The sequence below is a fragment of the Mucilaginibacter galii genome (assembly GCF_014635825.1).
Classification (GTDB): Bacteria; Bacteroidota; Bacteroidia; order Sphingobacteriales; family Sphingobacteriaceae; genus Mucilaginibacter; species Mucilaginibacter galii.
Genome location: NZ_BMDO01000007.1, coordinates 61,638 through 77,733, shown reverse-complemented (window position 1 = coordinate 77,733; position 16,096 = coordinate 61,638). Strand labels below are relative to the sequence as shown.

General features: G+C 42.0%; 16 protein-coding genes. 4 read left to right on the top strand and 12 right to left on the bottom strand.

The window, feature by feature from the left end; translation table 11 throughout:
* The first annotated feature begins 1 nt into the window (after nt 1).
* On the top strand, nt 2-337 hold the full coding sequence (locus IEV61_RS13285) for a Rieske (2Fe-2S) protein (RefSeq protein ID WP_188417447.1): 336 nt from the start codon (nt 2-4) through the stop codon (nt 335-337).
* Nucleotides 338-412: 75 nt separating this feature from the next.
* On the opposite strand, the gene IEV61_RS13280 is transcribed toward IEV61_RS13285, so the two are convergent.
* Both IEV61_RS13280 and lepA read right to left on the bottom strand, forming a co-directional pair.
* Nucleotides 413-1,300: a bifunctional 5,10-methylenetetrahydrofolate dehydrogenase/5,10-methenyltetrahydrofolate cyclohydrolase gene (locus IEV61_RS13280; protein ID WP_188417445.1), complete on the bottom strand. Its 888-nt coding sequence runs from the start codon at nt 1,298-1,300 to the stop codon at nt 413-415.
* 74 nt (nt 1,301-1,374) lie between these two features.
* Entirely contained in the window at nt 1,375-3,162 is a 1,788-nt protein-coding gene (lepA, locus tag IEV61_RS13275) for a translation elongation factor 4 (protein ID WP_188417443.1), read from the bottom strand.
* Between the two features lie 71 nt (nt 3,163-3,233).
* Between lepA and IEV61_RS13270 the strand changes: the two genes are divergently transcribed.
* Nucleotides 3,234-4,118, top strand: a complete 885-nt coding sequence (locus IEV61_RS13270; protein WP_188417441.1) for a fructosamine kinase family protein — start codon at nt 3,234-3,236, stop codon at nt 4,116-4,118.
* A gap of 77 nt (nt 4,119-4,195) precedes the next feature.
* Here IEV61_RS13270 and IEV61_RS13265 read toward each other — a convergent pair whose 3' ends face one another.
* On the bottom strand, nt 4,196-4,876 hold the full coding sequence (locus IEV61_RS13265) for an SOS response-associated peptidase (protein ID WP_188417439.1): 681 nt from the start codon (nt 4,874-4,876) through the stop codon (nt 4,196-4,198).
* A gap of 207 nt (nt 4,877-5,083) precedes the next feature.
* Between IEV61_RS13265 and msrA the strand changes: the two genes are divergently transcribed.
* Complete coding sequence (gene msrA / locus IEV61_RS13260; protein ID WP_188417437.1) at nt 5,084-5,575, top strand: peptide-methionine (S)-S-oxide reductase MsrA; 492 nt, start codon at nt 5,084-5,086, stop codon at nt 5,573-5,575.
* Between the two features lie 881 nt (nt 5,576-6,456).
* On the opposite strand, the gene IEV61_RS13255 is transcribed toward msrA, so the two are convergent.
* From IEV61_RS13255 to IEV61_RS13215, 9 genes are all read right to left on the bottom strand, one after another.
* Nucleotides 6,457-7,737, bottom strand: a complete 1,281-nt coding sequence (locus IEV61_RS13255) for a DNA polymerase Y family protein (protein ID WP_188417435.1) — start codon at nt 7,735-7,737, stop codon at nt 6,457-6,459.
* A gap of 216 nt (nt 7,738-7,953) precedes the next feature.
* Complete coding sequence (locus IEV61_RS13250) at nt 7,954-8,370, bottom strand: c-type cytochrome (protein WP_188417434.1); 417 nt, start codon at nt 8,368-8,370, stop codon at nt 7,954-7,956.
* Nucleotides 8,367-9,023 carry an SCO family protein gene (locus tag IEV61_RS13245; RefSeq protein WP_188417433.1) on the bottom strand — a complete coding sequence of 219 codons (657 nt, stop codon included), beginning with the start codon at nt 9,021-9,023 and terminating at the stop codon, nt 8,367-8,369. Before IEV61_RS13245 ends, IEV61_RS13250 begins: the two co-directional genes overlap by 4 nt.
* Entirely contained in the window at nt 9,020-9,436 is a 417-nt protein-coding gene (locus IEV61_RS13240; RefSeq protein ID WP_188417432.1) for a hypothetical protein, read from the bottom strand. Before IEV61_RS13240 ends, IEV61_RS13245 begins: the two co-directional genes overlap by 4 nt.
* Before the next feature lie 21 nt (nt 9,437-9,457).
* Nucleotides 9,458-9,649: a heavy metal-binding domain-containing protein gene (locus IEV61_RS13235; RefSeq protein WP_188417431.1), complete on the bottom strand. Its 192-nt coding sequence runs from the start codon at nt 9,647-9,649 to the stop codon at nt 9,458-9,460.
* A 1-nt stretch (nt 9,650) separates the two neighbouring features.
* A complete protein-coding gene (locus tag IEV61_RS13230) occupies nt 9,651-11,114 on the bottom strand; it encodes a PepSY domain-containing protein (protein WP_188417430.1) in 1,464 nt (487 codons plus the stop codon).
* The gene (locus IEV61_RS13225) at nt 11,114-13,450 is read right to left on the bottom strand and encodes a TonB-dependent receptor (RefSeq protein WP_188417428.1); all 2,337 of its coding nucleotides are present in this window, start codon (nt 13,448-13,450) and stop codon (nt 11,114-11,116) included. The genes IEV61_RS13230 and IEV61_RS13225 overlap by 1 nt, the downstream gene beginning before the upstream one ends.
* Nucleotides 13,451-13,742: 292 nt before the next feature.
* On the bottom strand, nt 13,743-14,114 hold the full coding sequence (locus IEV61_RS13220) for a hypothetical protein (protein WP_229747133.1): 372 nt from the start codon (nt 14,112-14,114) through the stop codon (nt 13,743-13,745).
* Nucleotides 14,115-14,153: 39 nt separating this feature from the next.
* Nucleotides 14,154-14,621 carry a DinB family protein gene (locus tag IEV61_RS13215; RefSeq protein WP_188417424.1) on the bottom strand — a complete coding sequence of 156 codons (468 nt, stop codon included), beginning with the start codon at nt 14,619-14,621 and terminating at the stop codon, nt 14,154-14,156.
* 164 nt (nt 14,622-14,785) lie between these two features.
* Between IEV61_RS13215 and lysA the strand changes: the two genes are divergently transcribed.
* Nucleotides 14,786-15,973 (top strand): diaminopimelate decarboxylase, encoded by a 1,188-nt coding sequence (gene lysA, locus IEV61_RS13210; protein ID WP_188417423.1) that lies wholly within the window; start codon nt 14,786-14,788, stop codon nt 15,971-15,973.
* Nucleotides 15,974-16,096 lie beyond the last annotated feature (123 nt).

Here is a 16,096-nt window from a genome sequence, read left to right as displayed (position 1 = left end):
AATGGCATGGTATAAGGTTGCAGACGCAGCAAACCTTTCGACTTCTTTTTTAATGAAAGTAACTGCGGGTGGCAAGCAGCTTTGTTTGGTTAAAGCCGATGAAAAGCTTTATGCAGTTTCCGCAACCTGTCCGCATGCCGGAGCCGATCTAAGTAAAGGCCGGTGTGAAGAAGGAAAGTTGGTGTGCCCCTTTCACCGTTACAAATACAATTTAAGCACAGGGAGGGGCGACCTTGGTCAAAATGATTTTATACGTACTTATGCTGTGGAGCAAAGGGATGATGGTATCTATGTTGAGATAAAATCTTTTTTTGAAAATTTCAGGAATAGGTTTTAGCACATTCAAGTTGAAGAAGCTATCATTTTAAATGTTAAAAAGAATGATAGCTTCTTCAAAAATTAAACTCAACGTCTAAATTTCAGGATACACCTCACGATTAGCCGAAGCCAATGTGTTTTTAAGCAAACCAATAATGGTCATTAAACCCACACCGCCCGGAACCGGGGTAATATAGGAAGCTTTTGGAGCAACATTTTCAAAGTCAACGTCGCCATATAGCTTGTAACCTGATTTAGTTACCGTGGACGTTTCACGGTTCATGCCCACATCTACAATTACGGCACCTTCTTTTACCATATCGGCGGTGATGAAGTTTTTCTTACCAATGGCAACGATCAGGATATCGGCATCCAGTGTAAACTTCTTAATATCGGGTGTGCGGCTATGGCAAATGGTTACGGTACAGTTACCGGGCTGAGCGTTGCGAGCCATCAATATGCTCATAGGCGAGCCCACTATATTGCTGCGGCCAACTACCACGCAATGTTTTCCGGCTGTTTCAATTCCGTATTCCTTCAGCATCAACGTAATGCCGTAAGGTGTAGCAGGGATAAAGGAAGGCAAATTGCGCTGCATACGGCCTAAGTTTACCGGGTGAAAGCCGTCCACATCTTTACGGTGATCTATCTTCTCGGTTACTTTCTCAGGGTCGATGTGCTTGGGTAGCGGGAGTTGTACAATAATGCCATCAATATCGGCATCGGCGTTAAGCTCGGCTACTTTAGTAAGCAACTCAGCTTCGGTAATGGTATCTTCATAACGTACCAGACTTGATTTGAAGCCAACTTTTTCGCAGTTGCGCATTTTGCTGGCTACGTAAGTTTCGCTGCCGCCATCATGGCCTACCAACACTGCCACTAAGTGTGGCTTGCGGCCGGTTTTGGTCAGGTATTCTGCTGCTTGTTCAGCTATTTCAACTTTCAGTTTTTCAGATACGTATTTTCCGTCGAGTAGTTGCATAGGGAGAGGAAGGATTAAAAGACAAAGGACAAAAGACTTGTTTCTGCCCTTCGTCCTTCATCTATAAAAGTCAATTAATCTAATTTTAATACCGCCATAAATGCCGATTGCGGTATTTCTACGTTACCAACCTGGCGCATGCGTTTTTTACCTTTTTTCTGTTTTTCTAACAGTTTACGCTTACGGGAGATATCACCACCGTAACACTTGGCAGTTACGTCTTTACGTAAAGCCTTTACCGTTTCGCGGGCAATAATTTTAGCACCGATAGAAGCCTGTATTATAATTTCGAATTGCTGGCGGGGAATTAATTCTTTCAGCTTTTCACAGATCTTTTTACCAAAATCGTAAGAGTTACTACGGTGAATCAATGAGGATAATGCATCAACGGGTTCGCCGTTCAAACGGATATCCAAACGCACCAGATCACTTTGGCGGTAGCCTATCTGCGTATAATCGAAAGAAGCATAACCTTTAGAAATGGTCTTTAACTTATCATAAAAGTCGAACACGATCTCGCCCATAGGCATCTCGAAGATCAACTCCACCCGGTCAGATGTTAGGTATGATTGGTTTACGATAGTGCCACGCTTTTGAATACATAACGACATTACCGGGCCTACAAACTCGGCCTTGGTAATAATGTTGGCTTTAATATAAGGCTCCTCTACGTAATCAAGTTTACTTGGATCGGGCAGGTCAGAAGGGTTGTTTACCGGAAAAGGCTCCCCTTTAGTAGTATGCGCAATGTAAGATACGTTGGGAACGGTAGTAATTACCGTCATATCAAACTCGCGTTCCAAACGCTCCTGGATAATTTCCATGTGCAGCATTCCCAGGAAACCGCAACGGAAACCAAAGCCTAACGCAGCTGAAGATTCAGGTTCAAATACCAGCGAAGCATCGTTCAACTGCAATTTACCCATCGAATCGCGAAGCTCTTCGTAGTCTTCAGTATCAACCGGGTATATACCGGCAAATACCATAGGTTTCACTTCTTCAAATCCTTGTATGCCTTCTGCAGCAGGGCGTTCAATCAAAGTAATGGTATCGCCAACCTTTACTTCTTTAGCTTCTTTTATACCCGAGATAATGTAACCTACATCACCGGTTTTTATGACGTCTTTTGGTAATTGGGTAAGCTTTAAAGTACCTACCTCATCGGCAATATACTCTTTGCCGGTAGCCATAAATTTTACCTTAGTGTTCTTACGGATTTCGCCGTTCACTACTTTATAATAAGCAATAATACCGCGGAAAGAATTGAACACCGAATCGAAGATCAAGGCCTGAAGCGGCGCATCAGGGTCACCCACCGGTGCCGGAACACGTTCTATAATGGCACGTAAAATTTCTTCAATACCCATACCGGTTTTACCCGACGCGGCTAAGATCTCTTCGCGTTTACAGCCTATCAGGTCAACAATCTGGTCTTTTACTTCCTCTGGCATAGCGCCCGGAAGATCCATTTTGTTTAACACCGGAATTATCTCCAGGTCATTCTCTAAGGCCAGATAAAGGTTGGATATGGTTTGCGCCTGTATGCCTTGCGATGCATCTACGATTAACAAGGCGCCTTCGCAGGCTGCAATCGAGCGCGATACTTCATAAGAAAAATCGACGTGGCCGGGTGTATCAATTAGGTTTAAAACGTAAGGCTGACCATCCATCACGTAATCCATTTGAATGGCGTGGCTTTTAATGGTGATGCCGCGTTCACGTTCCAGGTCCATATCGTCGAGCAACTGGGCCTGCGCTTCGCGAGCGGTTATAGTTTTGGTGTATTCGAGTAAACGGTCGGCCAGGGTACTTTTACCGTGGTCAATGTGCGCTATAATACAAAAGTTACGTATGTGCTTCATTTGAAGCTGCAAAAATAGCTTTTTAAGCGGATAAATTGTAATGCTGACTATGAAATACCTAAATTCGGATAATGGCAATTTCTAAGGAGTTTACTTTGTATTTAGAGCAGCGTTTAAACGGTGTTTTAAATGTCGATTTGAAACTGAAGCACGTATCCTCGGTAAGTGGCGGCAGTATAAACGCTGCTTATTGCCTGCATACCACGGCAGGCGATTTTATGATGAAGCGTAATAACAAAGATGCCTACCCAAATATGTTTGCCTGTGAAAGCGCCGGATTAGCTACCATAAGTAAAACGCAAACTATCGCAGTACCCAAGACTATTTTGCTGGATGAATTTGAAGAAGACGATTTTTTAATTTTAGAATGGATAGAAGCAGGCAGGGCTAAGCCCGTTGCTTCAAAATTGCTGGGTCAGCAATTAGCCGCAATGCACAGGCACACAGCAAATCAGTTTGGTCTTGATACCGATAATTACATGGGCTCGTTGCCTCAAAGCAATCGTAAGCATGATGCCTGGGCAAGCTTTTTTAATGAGGAGCGACTAGAACCTATGGTTAAATTAGCCCTGAGTAAAGAACTGCTAAACTTGAAAGATGAGCAAGCATTTGAAAGATTGTATAAAGTGGTGCCGGAACTTTTTGAAGAAGAAGCTCCGGCATTATTACATGGCGATTTATGGAGCGGCAACTACTTAATTAGTGTTAATCAGAAACCTTACCTTATTGACCCAGCGGTAAGTTACGGGCACCGGGAGTTTGATATAGCCATGACCACACTGTTTGGCGGTTTCGGCCGAGAGTTTTACGAGGCCTATCAGGAAAGCTTTCCCATGGCGAACGGTTGGCAACAGCGGCTCGACTTGTGGAACTTATACCCAATATTACTACACCTGAATTTGTTTGGCGGCAGTTATTTAGCCCAAGTAAGGCAATGCTTGCAAAGGTACCTGTAAAAAGTATTAAAAAAAGATTTGGATGTTTATACTTCCGGCCGATCAAACGGTAAGCAAAGTCAACTCAACATAAAGCCTTAAAACAGTAAGCATGATTTGCTATCGCCCAGGTCTTCAAACCAATCAGCCGATTTGTTGCCAGCTTTGTTTACACTTTTACCAATCTCTAATTTAAGTAATGCGCTGTTCTCTATGGGTTGTAAAACTTCGGCTCGTTGAGCGTAGGGGAGTTCTGTGTTTAACCATATTTCCACTTGCTCGGTTGTTAGTATTACAGGCATGCGGTTATGCACTTCACCAATGATCAGGTTTGGTTCGCGTGTAATTACTGTGCAGCTCAATACGGGTTCGTCAAGGTGGGTATTGTAATCCCACAAACCAGCAAGTAGCATGAGGTTACCGTTGGCCATGCTGAAATAAAACGGTCTTTTTTCGCCGGTGCGCTCCCACTCATAAAAACCTTCAATAGCAATAATGCAATGTCTTTTGCCTAAAAGGTGCTTGTAAGCAGGCTTTATATCCATGTCTTCACTCCGGGCATTAATGGTAGTAAATTCAGGATACTCTTTACACCACGATGGAACCAGCGGCCAGTGAAAGTGGCGCAGCGTGTCGGGAGCTTTATCGGCCAGGCCAAAAATATAAGTCCCTTTAAAGGCAAATGCGTTTACATCACCATCACGAGGGGTATCACTATCTTTAACGCCAAGGCGTCGTGCCGTTTCGGTGCTGTTACTGAATTTTACCCTGCCACACATCTTAATTAACGCTAATCATACTTCTTAAATAGAACGCTTTAATTTATACATTTCTTACAACTTACGAACCTAATGTGAATTAACATTCGACATCACATCAATCTAATTTTATTTATTCAAATTTTGACTAACGGTTTACATACGCAATAATATAAAAAAACTGTTTTAACCGTTGAATGTTAAGTTTGCACTATTAAAACTATCATAATGAATACCGAAAAAGCAATTTTAGCTGGTGGATGTTTCTGGGGCGTTGAAGAATTATTCAGGCATCAGCCAGGCGTTACATCTACCGTAGTGGGCTACACCGGCGGCGATGTACCTAACGCTACGTACCGCAATCATGGTACCCATGCAGAGGGTATCGAAATCGAATTTGATCCTACTATTCTTTCTTACCGTAAACTGCTCGAGTATTTTTTCCAGATACACGACCCTACAACCCGCAACCGGCAAGGTAATGACATAGGCGCATCCTACCGTTCGGCTATTTTTTATCTAAATGAGGACCAGCAAAACATTGCCAAAGCTTTGATTGCTGAAATGGATGCTTCGGGCAAATGGCCGGGTAAAATAGTGACGGAAGTACTTCCGGCCGGCGACTTTTGGAACGCAGAAGAAGAACACCAAGATTATTTACAAAAATATCCTTATGGTTATACCTGCCACTTCGAAAGGCCCGATTGGACATTGGCGTAGGCCTTGTTTAGAACAACTTTGATTAGCTGATGGGGAAACAATCCGCTAATCTTATTTAATAACCTATCAAGTGTTAAGAAGACCTTTAGGCCTTATGTATTTTATTTGATACCCATCTTATTATATTTACAGCAAACAGTTATTACAATAAACAGTGCCCGATTAAATTTAAGTCGACCTTGGGTTGGGGAAATCGTACATGTAAATTTGAGTAAGCTTAGTGGTACTACTCACAACAATCCGCTGTGTTTGATGAAACGGTTGATACAGTAAGTAAATTTCAATTTAATCGTAAGTTTTCTTACTTAGTATTGCCATGTGTTATACCACCATAAACTCGGAAATCGGGCATATTCATAAATTTTTGTAATTAGCTTTGAATTTGTATTGATCAATTATTCCAACTACCTGCGTGTCATAAGGTTTAACTGGTTTCATTTAGCCGGTTTTTATGTGGTGATTGAGTTGTTCATGATTGCCATTGCTGTATTAGATGTATTGCAAACGAATCAATGGCAACCATTTATAACGAAAATCCTTTTAAATGCACCTTTCCTGATGTTGACTTACGGACTTATACCGATTGTTGTATTTTATGTCGTAATATTATTGTTAGATGCTATTTTTTTCGCCACCATGAACCGGAGCGCTTTATACATTGTGCTGGTTGAGTGGTGCATTATTGCACCGATCTTTATTTATTGGTCATTTGAATACAAGTACTGGTTGTGGATAGGGCTCACAGCTTCGTTTTTGGTAACACAAGTTTGGAGAAGCCGAAAGTTGGCGTTGGATTAACGACGGTTTATCGCAAGCAAGTATTTAAGCAATTATCGAATTACCAATGAAGACAAAATGTTATTATTAAGAGAAAAGAAACCCTACATATAATCCAGTTCGCTCAAATCTTTCACCGAACCAAAGCCTATAACGTCTTTTACTACCTGGCTTTCGGTAAGTTCCATGGCGCGAACGAGTTTTGTGGGGCCAAATTTGTCTTTGATTTCGTGCATGGTCTTTAAGGCAGTATGCTTTTGATCCATGTCTTCAAACAGACTATAGAGCATGTCGCCGTTATCTACAAAATCGGTTACGCCTACGCGCATGCTGGTTATGCGGGTGTTCATGATAGGTCCGGTGTTATTTAACCGTTCAAATTTTTCTATACGGATGCGTATCATTTGCATGAGGCTAACCGCATCTTGTATGGGTGTGCTAATGGTGAAGGCATCGTCCCAACGGCTATCGTCTTCGTAGCGGGCAGTAAAGCCAATGTTTTTGCAATAAAATTTGTGACGCACCATCCGTTTTTCCAGCGTGAGGCACAAGGTCATGAACAGTTGGTCTATGTAAGCGATGTTTTGCCGCTTATCGCCCGAAATTTGGCGTTGCGCCTGCATGCCACGGTAATCATGAGCCACAATATTAGTTTCAATAAAGTTAAGACGGTAGTGCCAATATATGCCTTCAATACTTTTAAACAGCGCCTTTAGCCGTTCGGGCGGGGCGTATCGCATTTGGAGCGGGTTCATAATGCCACCTCGCTCTAAACGATAAGCCATGTTGGTGCCAATGCCGGGGAGGTCTTTAAGTTTAAGCGGCTCCAGTATCTGGTCAATATTTTCAGGCGTGATCAGGAGTAATCCGCCGGTTTTCTTACCAAGATCTGAGGCCAGCTTTGCTAAAAAAGCGTTAGGAGCAATACCGATGGAGCAGCTCAGCCAGTCGCCAACTTTGTTAAAAATATCCCGGCGTATTTTTTCGGCCAATACGGTGGGATCAGGGTAAAGGTGCTCGTAGTTATTGAGGTTGATAATAGCCTCATCAATACTCTTAGGAACCACATCCTGACAGTATTCCTTAAGCACATGGATGATTTTTTTATGAAACTCGCGGTAGCGGGCCGGGTTACTTTCAATAGGGATAAGTTCGGGACAAACCTTGATGGCTTCATTTAAACGCATACCAGCTTTAAGCCCCATGGCCTTCGCTTCTTTGGAAAGAGAAATTACGCAACCAAACTGACCGGTATAAACACATACGCCAACCGGGCGGCCACGCAGCCAGTAGTTAACCTGCTGCTCACACCGTGCAAAATAGCTATCCATATCCACAAAAAGCACGCGTGCCGCTGTCCGGGCTTGAAGGGAGTTCTGATTCATGACTCAAAAATTGCTAATATAATTAGCAATTGCAACAACTTTCAGGAATTGTTGATAAGTTTTGAGGCTGAGCGGAGTAAGGAGGTAAGGAGGAGTGGGGTATTAGAGGTTTCGTAGATAACGTTACATGAGGAATTATTGTAGTACAAATGTTGATTGATTAACATTAAAAGCCAACGTTACTCCTAATAAAGAATAACGTTGACCTCAATTATGCTAATTGCAATTAATTAAATCCTGATTAGCCTTCTCTACGTTGTATAACCCCATATTGTTACCAAACGAGTTTTTGACATAAGTAAGTACCTGGGCAATTTCAATAGGGCTAAGGCCGGCCGGCGGCATTTGTCCATTAAAGGCTTTGCCCTTTACCAGTATAGGCAACTGCAATCCGTTTTGTACATAGCAGGCTAACTTGTTGCTATTGGCTTTTAAGTAAATACTATCGGTAAGCGGCGGTATCAGTGCCGCCAAGCCCTCGCCCTGGGCACCATGACAGTTTTGGCACTTGGTTTTATAGAGGTCCTGACCTGCTGTATAATAACGCATGTATTCAATCTGGTCTTCACTTTGGCACGAATACACCATGCAAATGATTGCTGTAAGCAGCATTGTTATGATGGTTGCTTTCATTGGGCTATCATGCTTTGCGGCTCATTTTGCAGTGTTTTAATATCAGCGATCAGCTTATCCGCATCTTCGGGCTTGGTGCCATCGTAAGTGCCGCGGATACGTTTCTGCTTATCTATAAGGATAAAGTAACCCGAATGTACAAACCCGCCTGCAGCTTTGCTGTCTTCCTGAACGGCCACGAGGTAGCTTTCGGCCAGTTTATAAGTCGATTCCTTTTTGCCTTGTAAAAACCACCAGGTATCACCGGTTACTCCTAATTTATCAGCATAATTCTTTAAAACCGGAACACTATCATGATTAGGATCTATGCTATGCGATAGAATTTTCACGTTTGCCGCATTCTTGAAAGTTTCGTAAACCTTAAGCATGTTACGGTGCATAATAGGGCAAATGGATGGGCAACTCGTAAAAAAGAAATCGGCTACGTAGATGCTGCCATCAAGCGATTTACGATTGATGGTTTTGCCATACTGGTTTACAAATTCAAAATCGGGAATGGTTTGGTATACCGTATCAGTTACCTGCTTGCCGTTCACCGTTTTGGTGACCGGCTCGCGGCTGCCATAAATGGGTAATACGGCATTGATTTTATCATTGAATGAGCATGAACTCCATAATAATAGAGCGCAGGCACTTAAAAGTGTAAACTTCATTTTTGATGTATCGCTATAAATTGATTGGATTGATTAACAGCAGCGGCTAATTGGTTGTTTACCTGGCGTACTTTCTTTTTCTGATCGGCAAGGTATTGCATAACTTCTTCATGGGTCTTACCTGTATAATCAGCATTGAATTGGTGCATCCAATCCTCCATAGCCTTATCAGTAGTTGTCAAATTGCTTATAATCGTATTAATATCAGTTTTTTGCAGAGGGGTGTTTGCTTTACCCATACTATCCAGTAACATCTTGTTTTTTATAGCCTGCTCACTTTTCGCCATGGCTTCGTCGTGAACTTTAATCACTTCGTTTAAAGCGTCTTTTTCCTGCTTTTTTGTGTCTGTACAGGCGCTCAGTAAAAAGGCCGATGCCATAAGAGCTATAGATAAATTTTTAAATATCTTCATTTCATTAAATGCTTAAAGAAATTAACGTTCTACTTCAACTAAGTCCATTCCGCATTTTGGACATACACCCGGTTTTTCTGATTTTACTTCCGGGTGCATTGTGCATGTATAGGTGGTTTTGCCGGTAGGTTTACTTGCCGGGTTTTGCTTGGTAGATGATTGTCCGCATGAGGCAAACACAGCCATTGAACAGATAATTATAAGTTTTTTCATGTTATTTATTTTTTAAGAAGGCGGCAAAACCAAACAAAGATACAACTAAAACACCTGCTGCTGCCAGCATGCTCACTATATCGCGTATGTTTTTACCGGCGCAGGTCATGCCAAAATATTTATGTAAAAAGATAAAAGAAAAGCCTTCGGTACGGTCTAAGCCCGCCACTTTGGTGGCTAACTTAGCCGATGAGGTTTCAACGTACCAATCTTCCTGGTTAGCGTAGCTCACCTTAACAACTGGTAGGCGTTTATTAATAAAGCCATATTCATTGGTAAATTGTTTAATGAGCTCTGTTTTAATTTGTTGATTATTATTTCCGTTATTGTTGCCGCCTCGGTAGTAGTTGCTCAAGTAAACGGCAAAATCTTGATCGCCATTGATTAACTCTTTGCCGTTCGCTGCATCGTAGTACACTATCTCTTTATTCTTCTTTTGAACCTGATAATATACTTTATTATTGAAACTGATTAGGCTTACATGCTTAATTAAACTATCAGGTAATGTAAGGCGAAGATTACTTTGTTGTAACTGATCGCGTTTTATAAGCTGCTTAAATGGTTTACTGTCAGTATGCATATTCTGTAGTTTAACCCATAAATGAAAGCCACCACTTACTATAAAGGTGAGCATTACAAACGAAACAATAAGCCCTAACTGCCTGTGGAAACGATGTATAAAACGTTTGTCTTCGCTGCCGTTGGCATTTCGTTTTTGTTGAATTTGCTTGAAGCGGTTCCAGAATAAACCGTAGACGGTGATTCCTGAAAGCAGCGAGGCCAACATCAACGTAACAACTACTAACAATACGCAAATGCGAAATTTCTCTCCTCCGGCATTTGCCAAAAATTCCCAGTTATGAAACTGCCTGAATATCCACAAAAAAGCTTTTCGGGTATTGTTATTAAATGTACCGAGCCGGCTTTGACTGGTTTCCACATAAATGTCCATACCATCGGGCCTATCAAAGCTAACTTTCCATACGGGTAGCAAGCGGTTTATGGGCTGGTAGGTGCCATCAAACGTTTTTTGTATGGTTATGCTTTTAACGGCTGATGTGGAATCTTGTGTAAAATAGCGCGCCAGGTAAGTGGCGTATTTTTGGTCACCATTGATAAGCACATTGCCGTTATTGGCGGAATAATAGGTGTAGCTGCTGTCGGCATCTAAGACCTGGTAAAAGGTCCCCTTGTCAAAATTAATTAAACCAAAATTGCGTAATCGGCTGATCTGATTTTTATCGAGCACCTCTTGTAAGGTAAGCTTGGGCGCCATTTGTTGCTGGTTAAGCGGCTTAAAAACTTCCTGCGGAATAAAAGGCCTGAACCAATTAGACATGAAAGGGTGCGATAACCCGCTGATGGTCCAAAAGATGACTGGCACCAGGCTTATTAATCCCAATATGCGATGCCATTTGTAAAAGCTACGCTTTCTTGTTTTTTCCTGTGTTTTGATCTCCATCATTAGTTTTTTGAGAATGAATAACTGATGCCGAGCGTGTAAGTACGTGGAGGTGCAGCGTTATAGGTATCTCCATACTGGTTACTTATAACCGTAGTGGCATACAGCTTATCCGTAAAGTTTAAAACGTTAAACCATATACCGGCACCTTTAAGTATATTGGATTTAAAATTGTATCCCAGGCGCAGGTTATAAATATCGTAACCACTATACGTCTTGGTATTAGCCGGATCGGTGTAGTATGAACCGATGTGTTGCCATTCGGGCGCAATTCTGAAACCAGGTAAAAAAGCAGGTTTGTAAGTGATTTCGCTGTTGGCTATCCAGGTAGGTGCATTACTCATGCGGTTGCCGTTGTAAACCATTGTAGATGTTTGTCCGTTACTGAAATTTGTGCGTAGCTCGCTATATTCTTTGTAGGTATGCAGAGCGTTTGTACCACTAAACCTTAACGTGAGTTGTTGCACAGGTAAATAGGCTACCGTATACTCAACACCTCTATGGCGGGTAGCGCCTGCATTTTGGTTCTGCGTTGTATTATCGGGCAATAGTTGACTGATAATTTCATTCCGCCCTTCTAAATCATACAAGCTAATTTCGGTATAAAGCTTGTTATTTAAAGCGCTAAACCAGCCGCCAACTTCGTAATTATTGAAGGTAGCCTGCTTAAGTGGTGTTTGCTGGCGCGAACTAAACAAGTCGCCTGTTTCGGGTGGCTGGAAACCTACGCTGTAGTTGGCGTACAAACCTTTGTGGTTACCCAAATTGTAAGTTAAGCCCAGCTTTGGCGCCACAATATTGAAATTGTTGGTTTGCTGCTGCTTGTATTTGGTATTGCTTGCAGGCAAACCGTTCGTAAAATTGTAGTGTACCCTGTCATACCTTAAACCCATCACTATGCGCAGAGGTTCAAGCGGTTTTATTTCATATTGCGCATAGGCTGCAGTATTGAACAACTTTATGCGATAGTCGTCTATATAGGTACCTATGTTGGTAAAGCTGGTATAGTAATTTTTGGTTAGATCCTTTTGTATATTTAACGATTGGGCATAAAAAGAGCTCGGACTATTATCCATGTAAACACCTGCAATAAGGCGCGAATGCAGGAAATCAAAATCAACCCGGTGCTGCGCCAATAAACCATAGCTTTGAAAGCGCTGGTCATTCACCTGTCCGTTCGAACTCATGTACTTCCCTGTATTGTCGCGCACGTCTGAAATAAAGTAACTGGGCAGTTGCGCTGTTGAATTTGCCCTGAAGAACAGCGTTACAAACGTGTTGCTCTTTTCACTCCAGTTATGTTCTAAACGCGTACTGGCCCTAAAGGCTTTTACATTGCGGTAAGTGAAGCGTTGGTTGCTGCCATAGCTGCGGCTGTAAAAACGAATACTATCTAAGCTGCCGGGTGTTTGGGTGTTTAAATAGTTATACGCAGCCGATGTAATGACCCGTGTAGAGGGACTAAAATCGTAAGTGGATTTTAGGTTAGCCGAATACTTATCAAAGTCTGAGTAATCTTGCCAGCTATCTTCTTGATGAGCAACGTAACCACCGGCGTACAAACCAAATTTACCCGATGTAAAACCAGCGTCAGCATCTACGCGCCGGTATTTGTAATTATCACCTTGCAACTGCACATTGCCGGCAAAGCCCACCGGTGGATTTTGAGTGATGAAGTTAACCGCACCTCCAATGGAATTACTGCCATATAATGATGAAGCCGGACCTTTGATCACTTCAATATCTTTTACACTATTCATATTGATCTCATATAACGAGTTGTGGTTGAAGATGCCGGTAGGCCTAATAGGTAAGCCATCTTCCATGTATAAATACAAAGCATTGTAAGTAATAGGCTGGCGTATAGCCATGGTATGTTGTTCGTTCCCCAGGTTTACCATATACACGCCGGCAACTTTATTGAGCAGTTGGTACAAAGCCGTAGCCTTGGTGTCTTGAATTTGAACTGAATTGATTTTACTGATGGCTATGGGTGCGCTGGCGCGCGATTGTCCTTCGCGACTGGCCGAAATGACAACGGGCTGCAAATCTACTGATGAAGGGGAAAGACTGATATTGATTGGACCCGTTGCGCTGCTTGCATCATAAATTAAGGCATTGTAGCCCATCATAAAAATTCGAAGTTTGCCGGTATTTTGCAGGTTAAAACGGCCTTTGCGGTCGGTGGTGGTAACGGCTTTAAATGTACTGTCGGCACTGCTAACAGTAACACCCGGTAGCGGTTCGTGGGTTATGGCATCGGTAACGGTGCCTTGTATCATATTTTGCCCGTAAATAGTGAACGGGAATAGTAGAAGGAGCAATAAAATTTTTTGCATATAAAAATGAAGGCATAGTGCCTGCTTTTACGGTGAGGTAATTAAACTTTGAATTTGATTTATTGAGGAAATATTGATGCCCGAATTATTCCGGCCAAATACTTTAGAAGTTACAGATATGCATTGCTATTGTGATAATTTGCAATCACGAATTTTTGCAGCACTGAAAAGCAACTTAGTCAGACGTTCGAAGCAAGCGCATTCATCAATAATCAGCTAACGAATTCAGCTAAATTTTATGAAAACGAATAACCGCGTCAGAACACCTCAATAAAAAAGTAAGAATAGAAAGTTAGGCAAGCCGGGGAGGGCGTAGTAAAGATTTACCTACTTGCTGAGGTTGCATAAGGAGGTAATTTTCGGAGAAAAGCTGCAATAGTTGCGCGTGAAACTTAAAAGCGAAAGCTGTGGGAAAACAGGCATCCTGGAAAAGATTTTTTTGAACCTGGCGCTCGGCACTCCGTTCCTTTTCTTCGGCCTGCTTAATTTTTTTCATTAAGTAGCAGCGGCCATTACAGTTAAGCCATGGTTTATCACGGTTTTCGCAAAGTTTTTCGGCAATGTACTTTTGATTCACCTCAAAGCCCGCATAGATAAACAGCCGCGTGAAATTAGCGATTATCATAAAGCAAATGAGCAGTAAGGCTACAGAGCGTTTAAACATTGGCGCAAAACTAATACTTAGTATTCAAATGCCCATATTTTATTGTTGTGTTTGTTGGCGTACGTAAAAAATATAGTCGGTAACAAGCAATTGTTCTACACCGGCTAACTTAAGGTACTGGCCAATTTGCGCCCGGTGATGGGTGCCATGATTAATAAGGTGGGCTAAAATATCAGATAGTGTATCGTTCATGGTTTCGCCTTTCATGTTTTGATAATTTATGATTCGCTTAAAGTCATCATCAGTTAAGCTACTTACATATGCAACCCATGCCTGGTGTCCTTCTTCAATAAGGTATTTAAATTGTGCAGCTTGCCAATCTGGCCACAAGGCATCGGAGGGAGGCGGCAGTTCTTTGCAGCGCAATAACCACCTTTGCTTAGCTGATATGATATGCGCCATCAGTCCAACAGCATTTTGCGGTTCATTCGCAGAAAACAATAGGTCTGTAAGCTGTAGATTTGAGTATTTGTCGTAATTAAGCAGTTTAAGAAAATAATCTTTCATGGTAAGGGATTGTAAAACAAATATAGTCAGCAAAATCAGAATGCAATTGATCAGCAATTTATTTCATACACCATTAGCTATACTAATATGTAAAGCTTAATTTTAAGCCCTTAATTTAATTGATTTTAGGCGTGCTTAAAGCATGTCGCTTTATATATTACGCCATGTTCTCAAAAGCCAGCATAGACCGGTTTAATCAACTGGAAACTCCTTTCTACTATTACGATCTCAACCTTTTACAGCAAACTGTAACAGAGTGCCAAAATGCGGCATCGGCCTATGGCTACCATGTCCATTATGCTTTGAAAGCTAACTTTAATACCCGTGTGTTGCAAACCGTACAGGCTGCCGGTATGGGGGCCGACTGCGTTAGCGGTAATGAAGTGAAGGCTGCTATTGCCCATGGTTTTGATAAAGGTAAGGTGGTATTTGCTGGTGTAGGTAAATCGGACCGTGAAATTAATGCTGCCTTGGATGCCGATATTTTTTGCTTTAATGTAGAATCGGTGCAGGAACTGCTGGTAATCAACGACCTGGCGGGTGCTAAAGGTAAAACTGCAAGAGTGGCCATTCGTATTAATCCAAACGTTGATGCGCATACCCACCACTATATTACCACTGGGCTTGAGGAAAACAAATTTGGTATTAATACCTGGCAATTAGAAGATGTAGTATTTACCCTCCGTAATTGTGCTAATTTGGAGTTTACAGGCATCCACTTTCATGTGGGTTCGCAAATAACCAACCTCGATGTTTTTAAAAAGTTATGCGAAAAGGTGAATGAACTGCACAATTGGTTCGAACATCAAAATATGCCCATCAAAGTTTTAAACGTAGGCGGGGGGTTAGGCGTAGATTACTATAACCCGGATGAAAACCCGGTTTGCGACTTTGAAAGCTACTTCAAAATATTTGCCGACAACCTGACCGTTAAAGAAGGGCAGGAGGTTCATTTTGAATTGGGCCGGGCGTTAGTGGCGCAAAGTGCCTCTCTTATTTCGCGAGTACTGTATGTTAAGAATGGGCAGAAAAAGAACTTCTTAGTACTTGATGCCGGGATGACAGAATTAATCAGGCCTATGTTGTATCAGGCTTATCATCATATTGAAAACCTTACAAAACAAGAATTGGTATCTAATGCCACCATCAACTATGATGTTGTTGGTCCTATTTGCGAAAGTACCGATTGTTTCCGCACCGATCTGGCACTGCCCGAGTCGCACCGGGGCGATTTAATTGCCATCAGAACAGCTGGTGCTTATGGTGAGGTGATGGCATCGGGTTATAATCTGCGCGACAGGGTGCAAAGTGTATACCTTGAGCAGGAGCAGTTGCAGGTTTCTGAAATATAATACTAAGTTAATTATAACTTCATATACTAACCGTAGCTTGGTTTAAACAAGTTACGGTTATGAAAGTATTACATGTTATTGAAACGCTGCTGGTGAACATGAAAGACTGGTTAATGCTGCGCA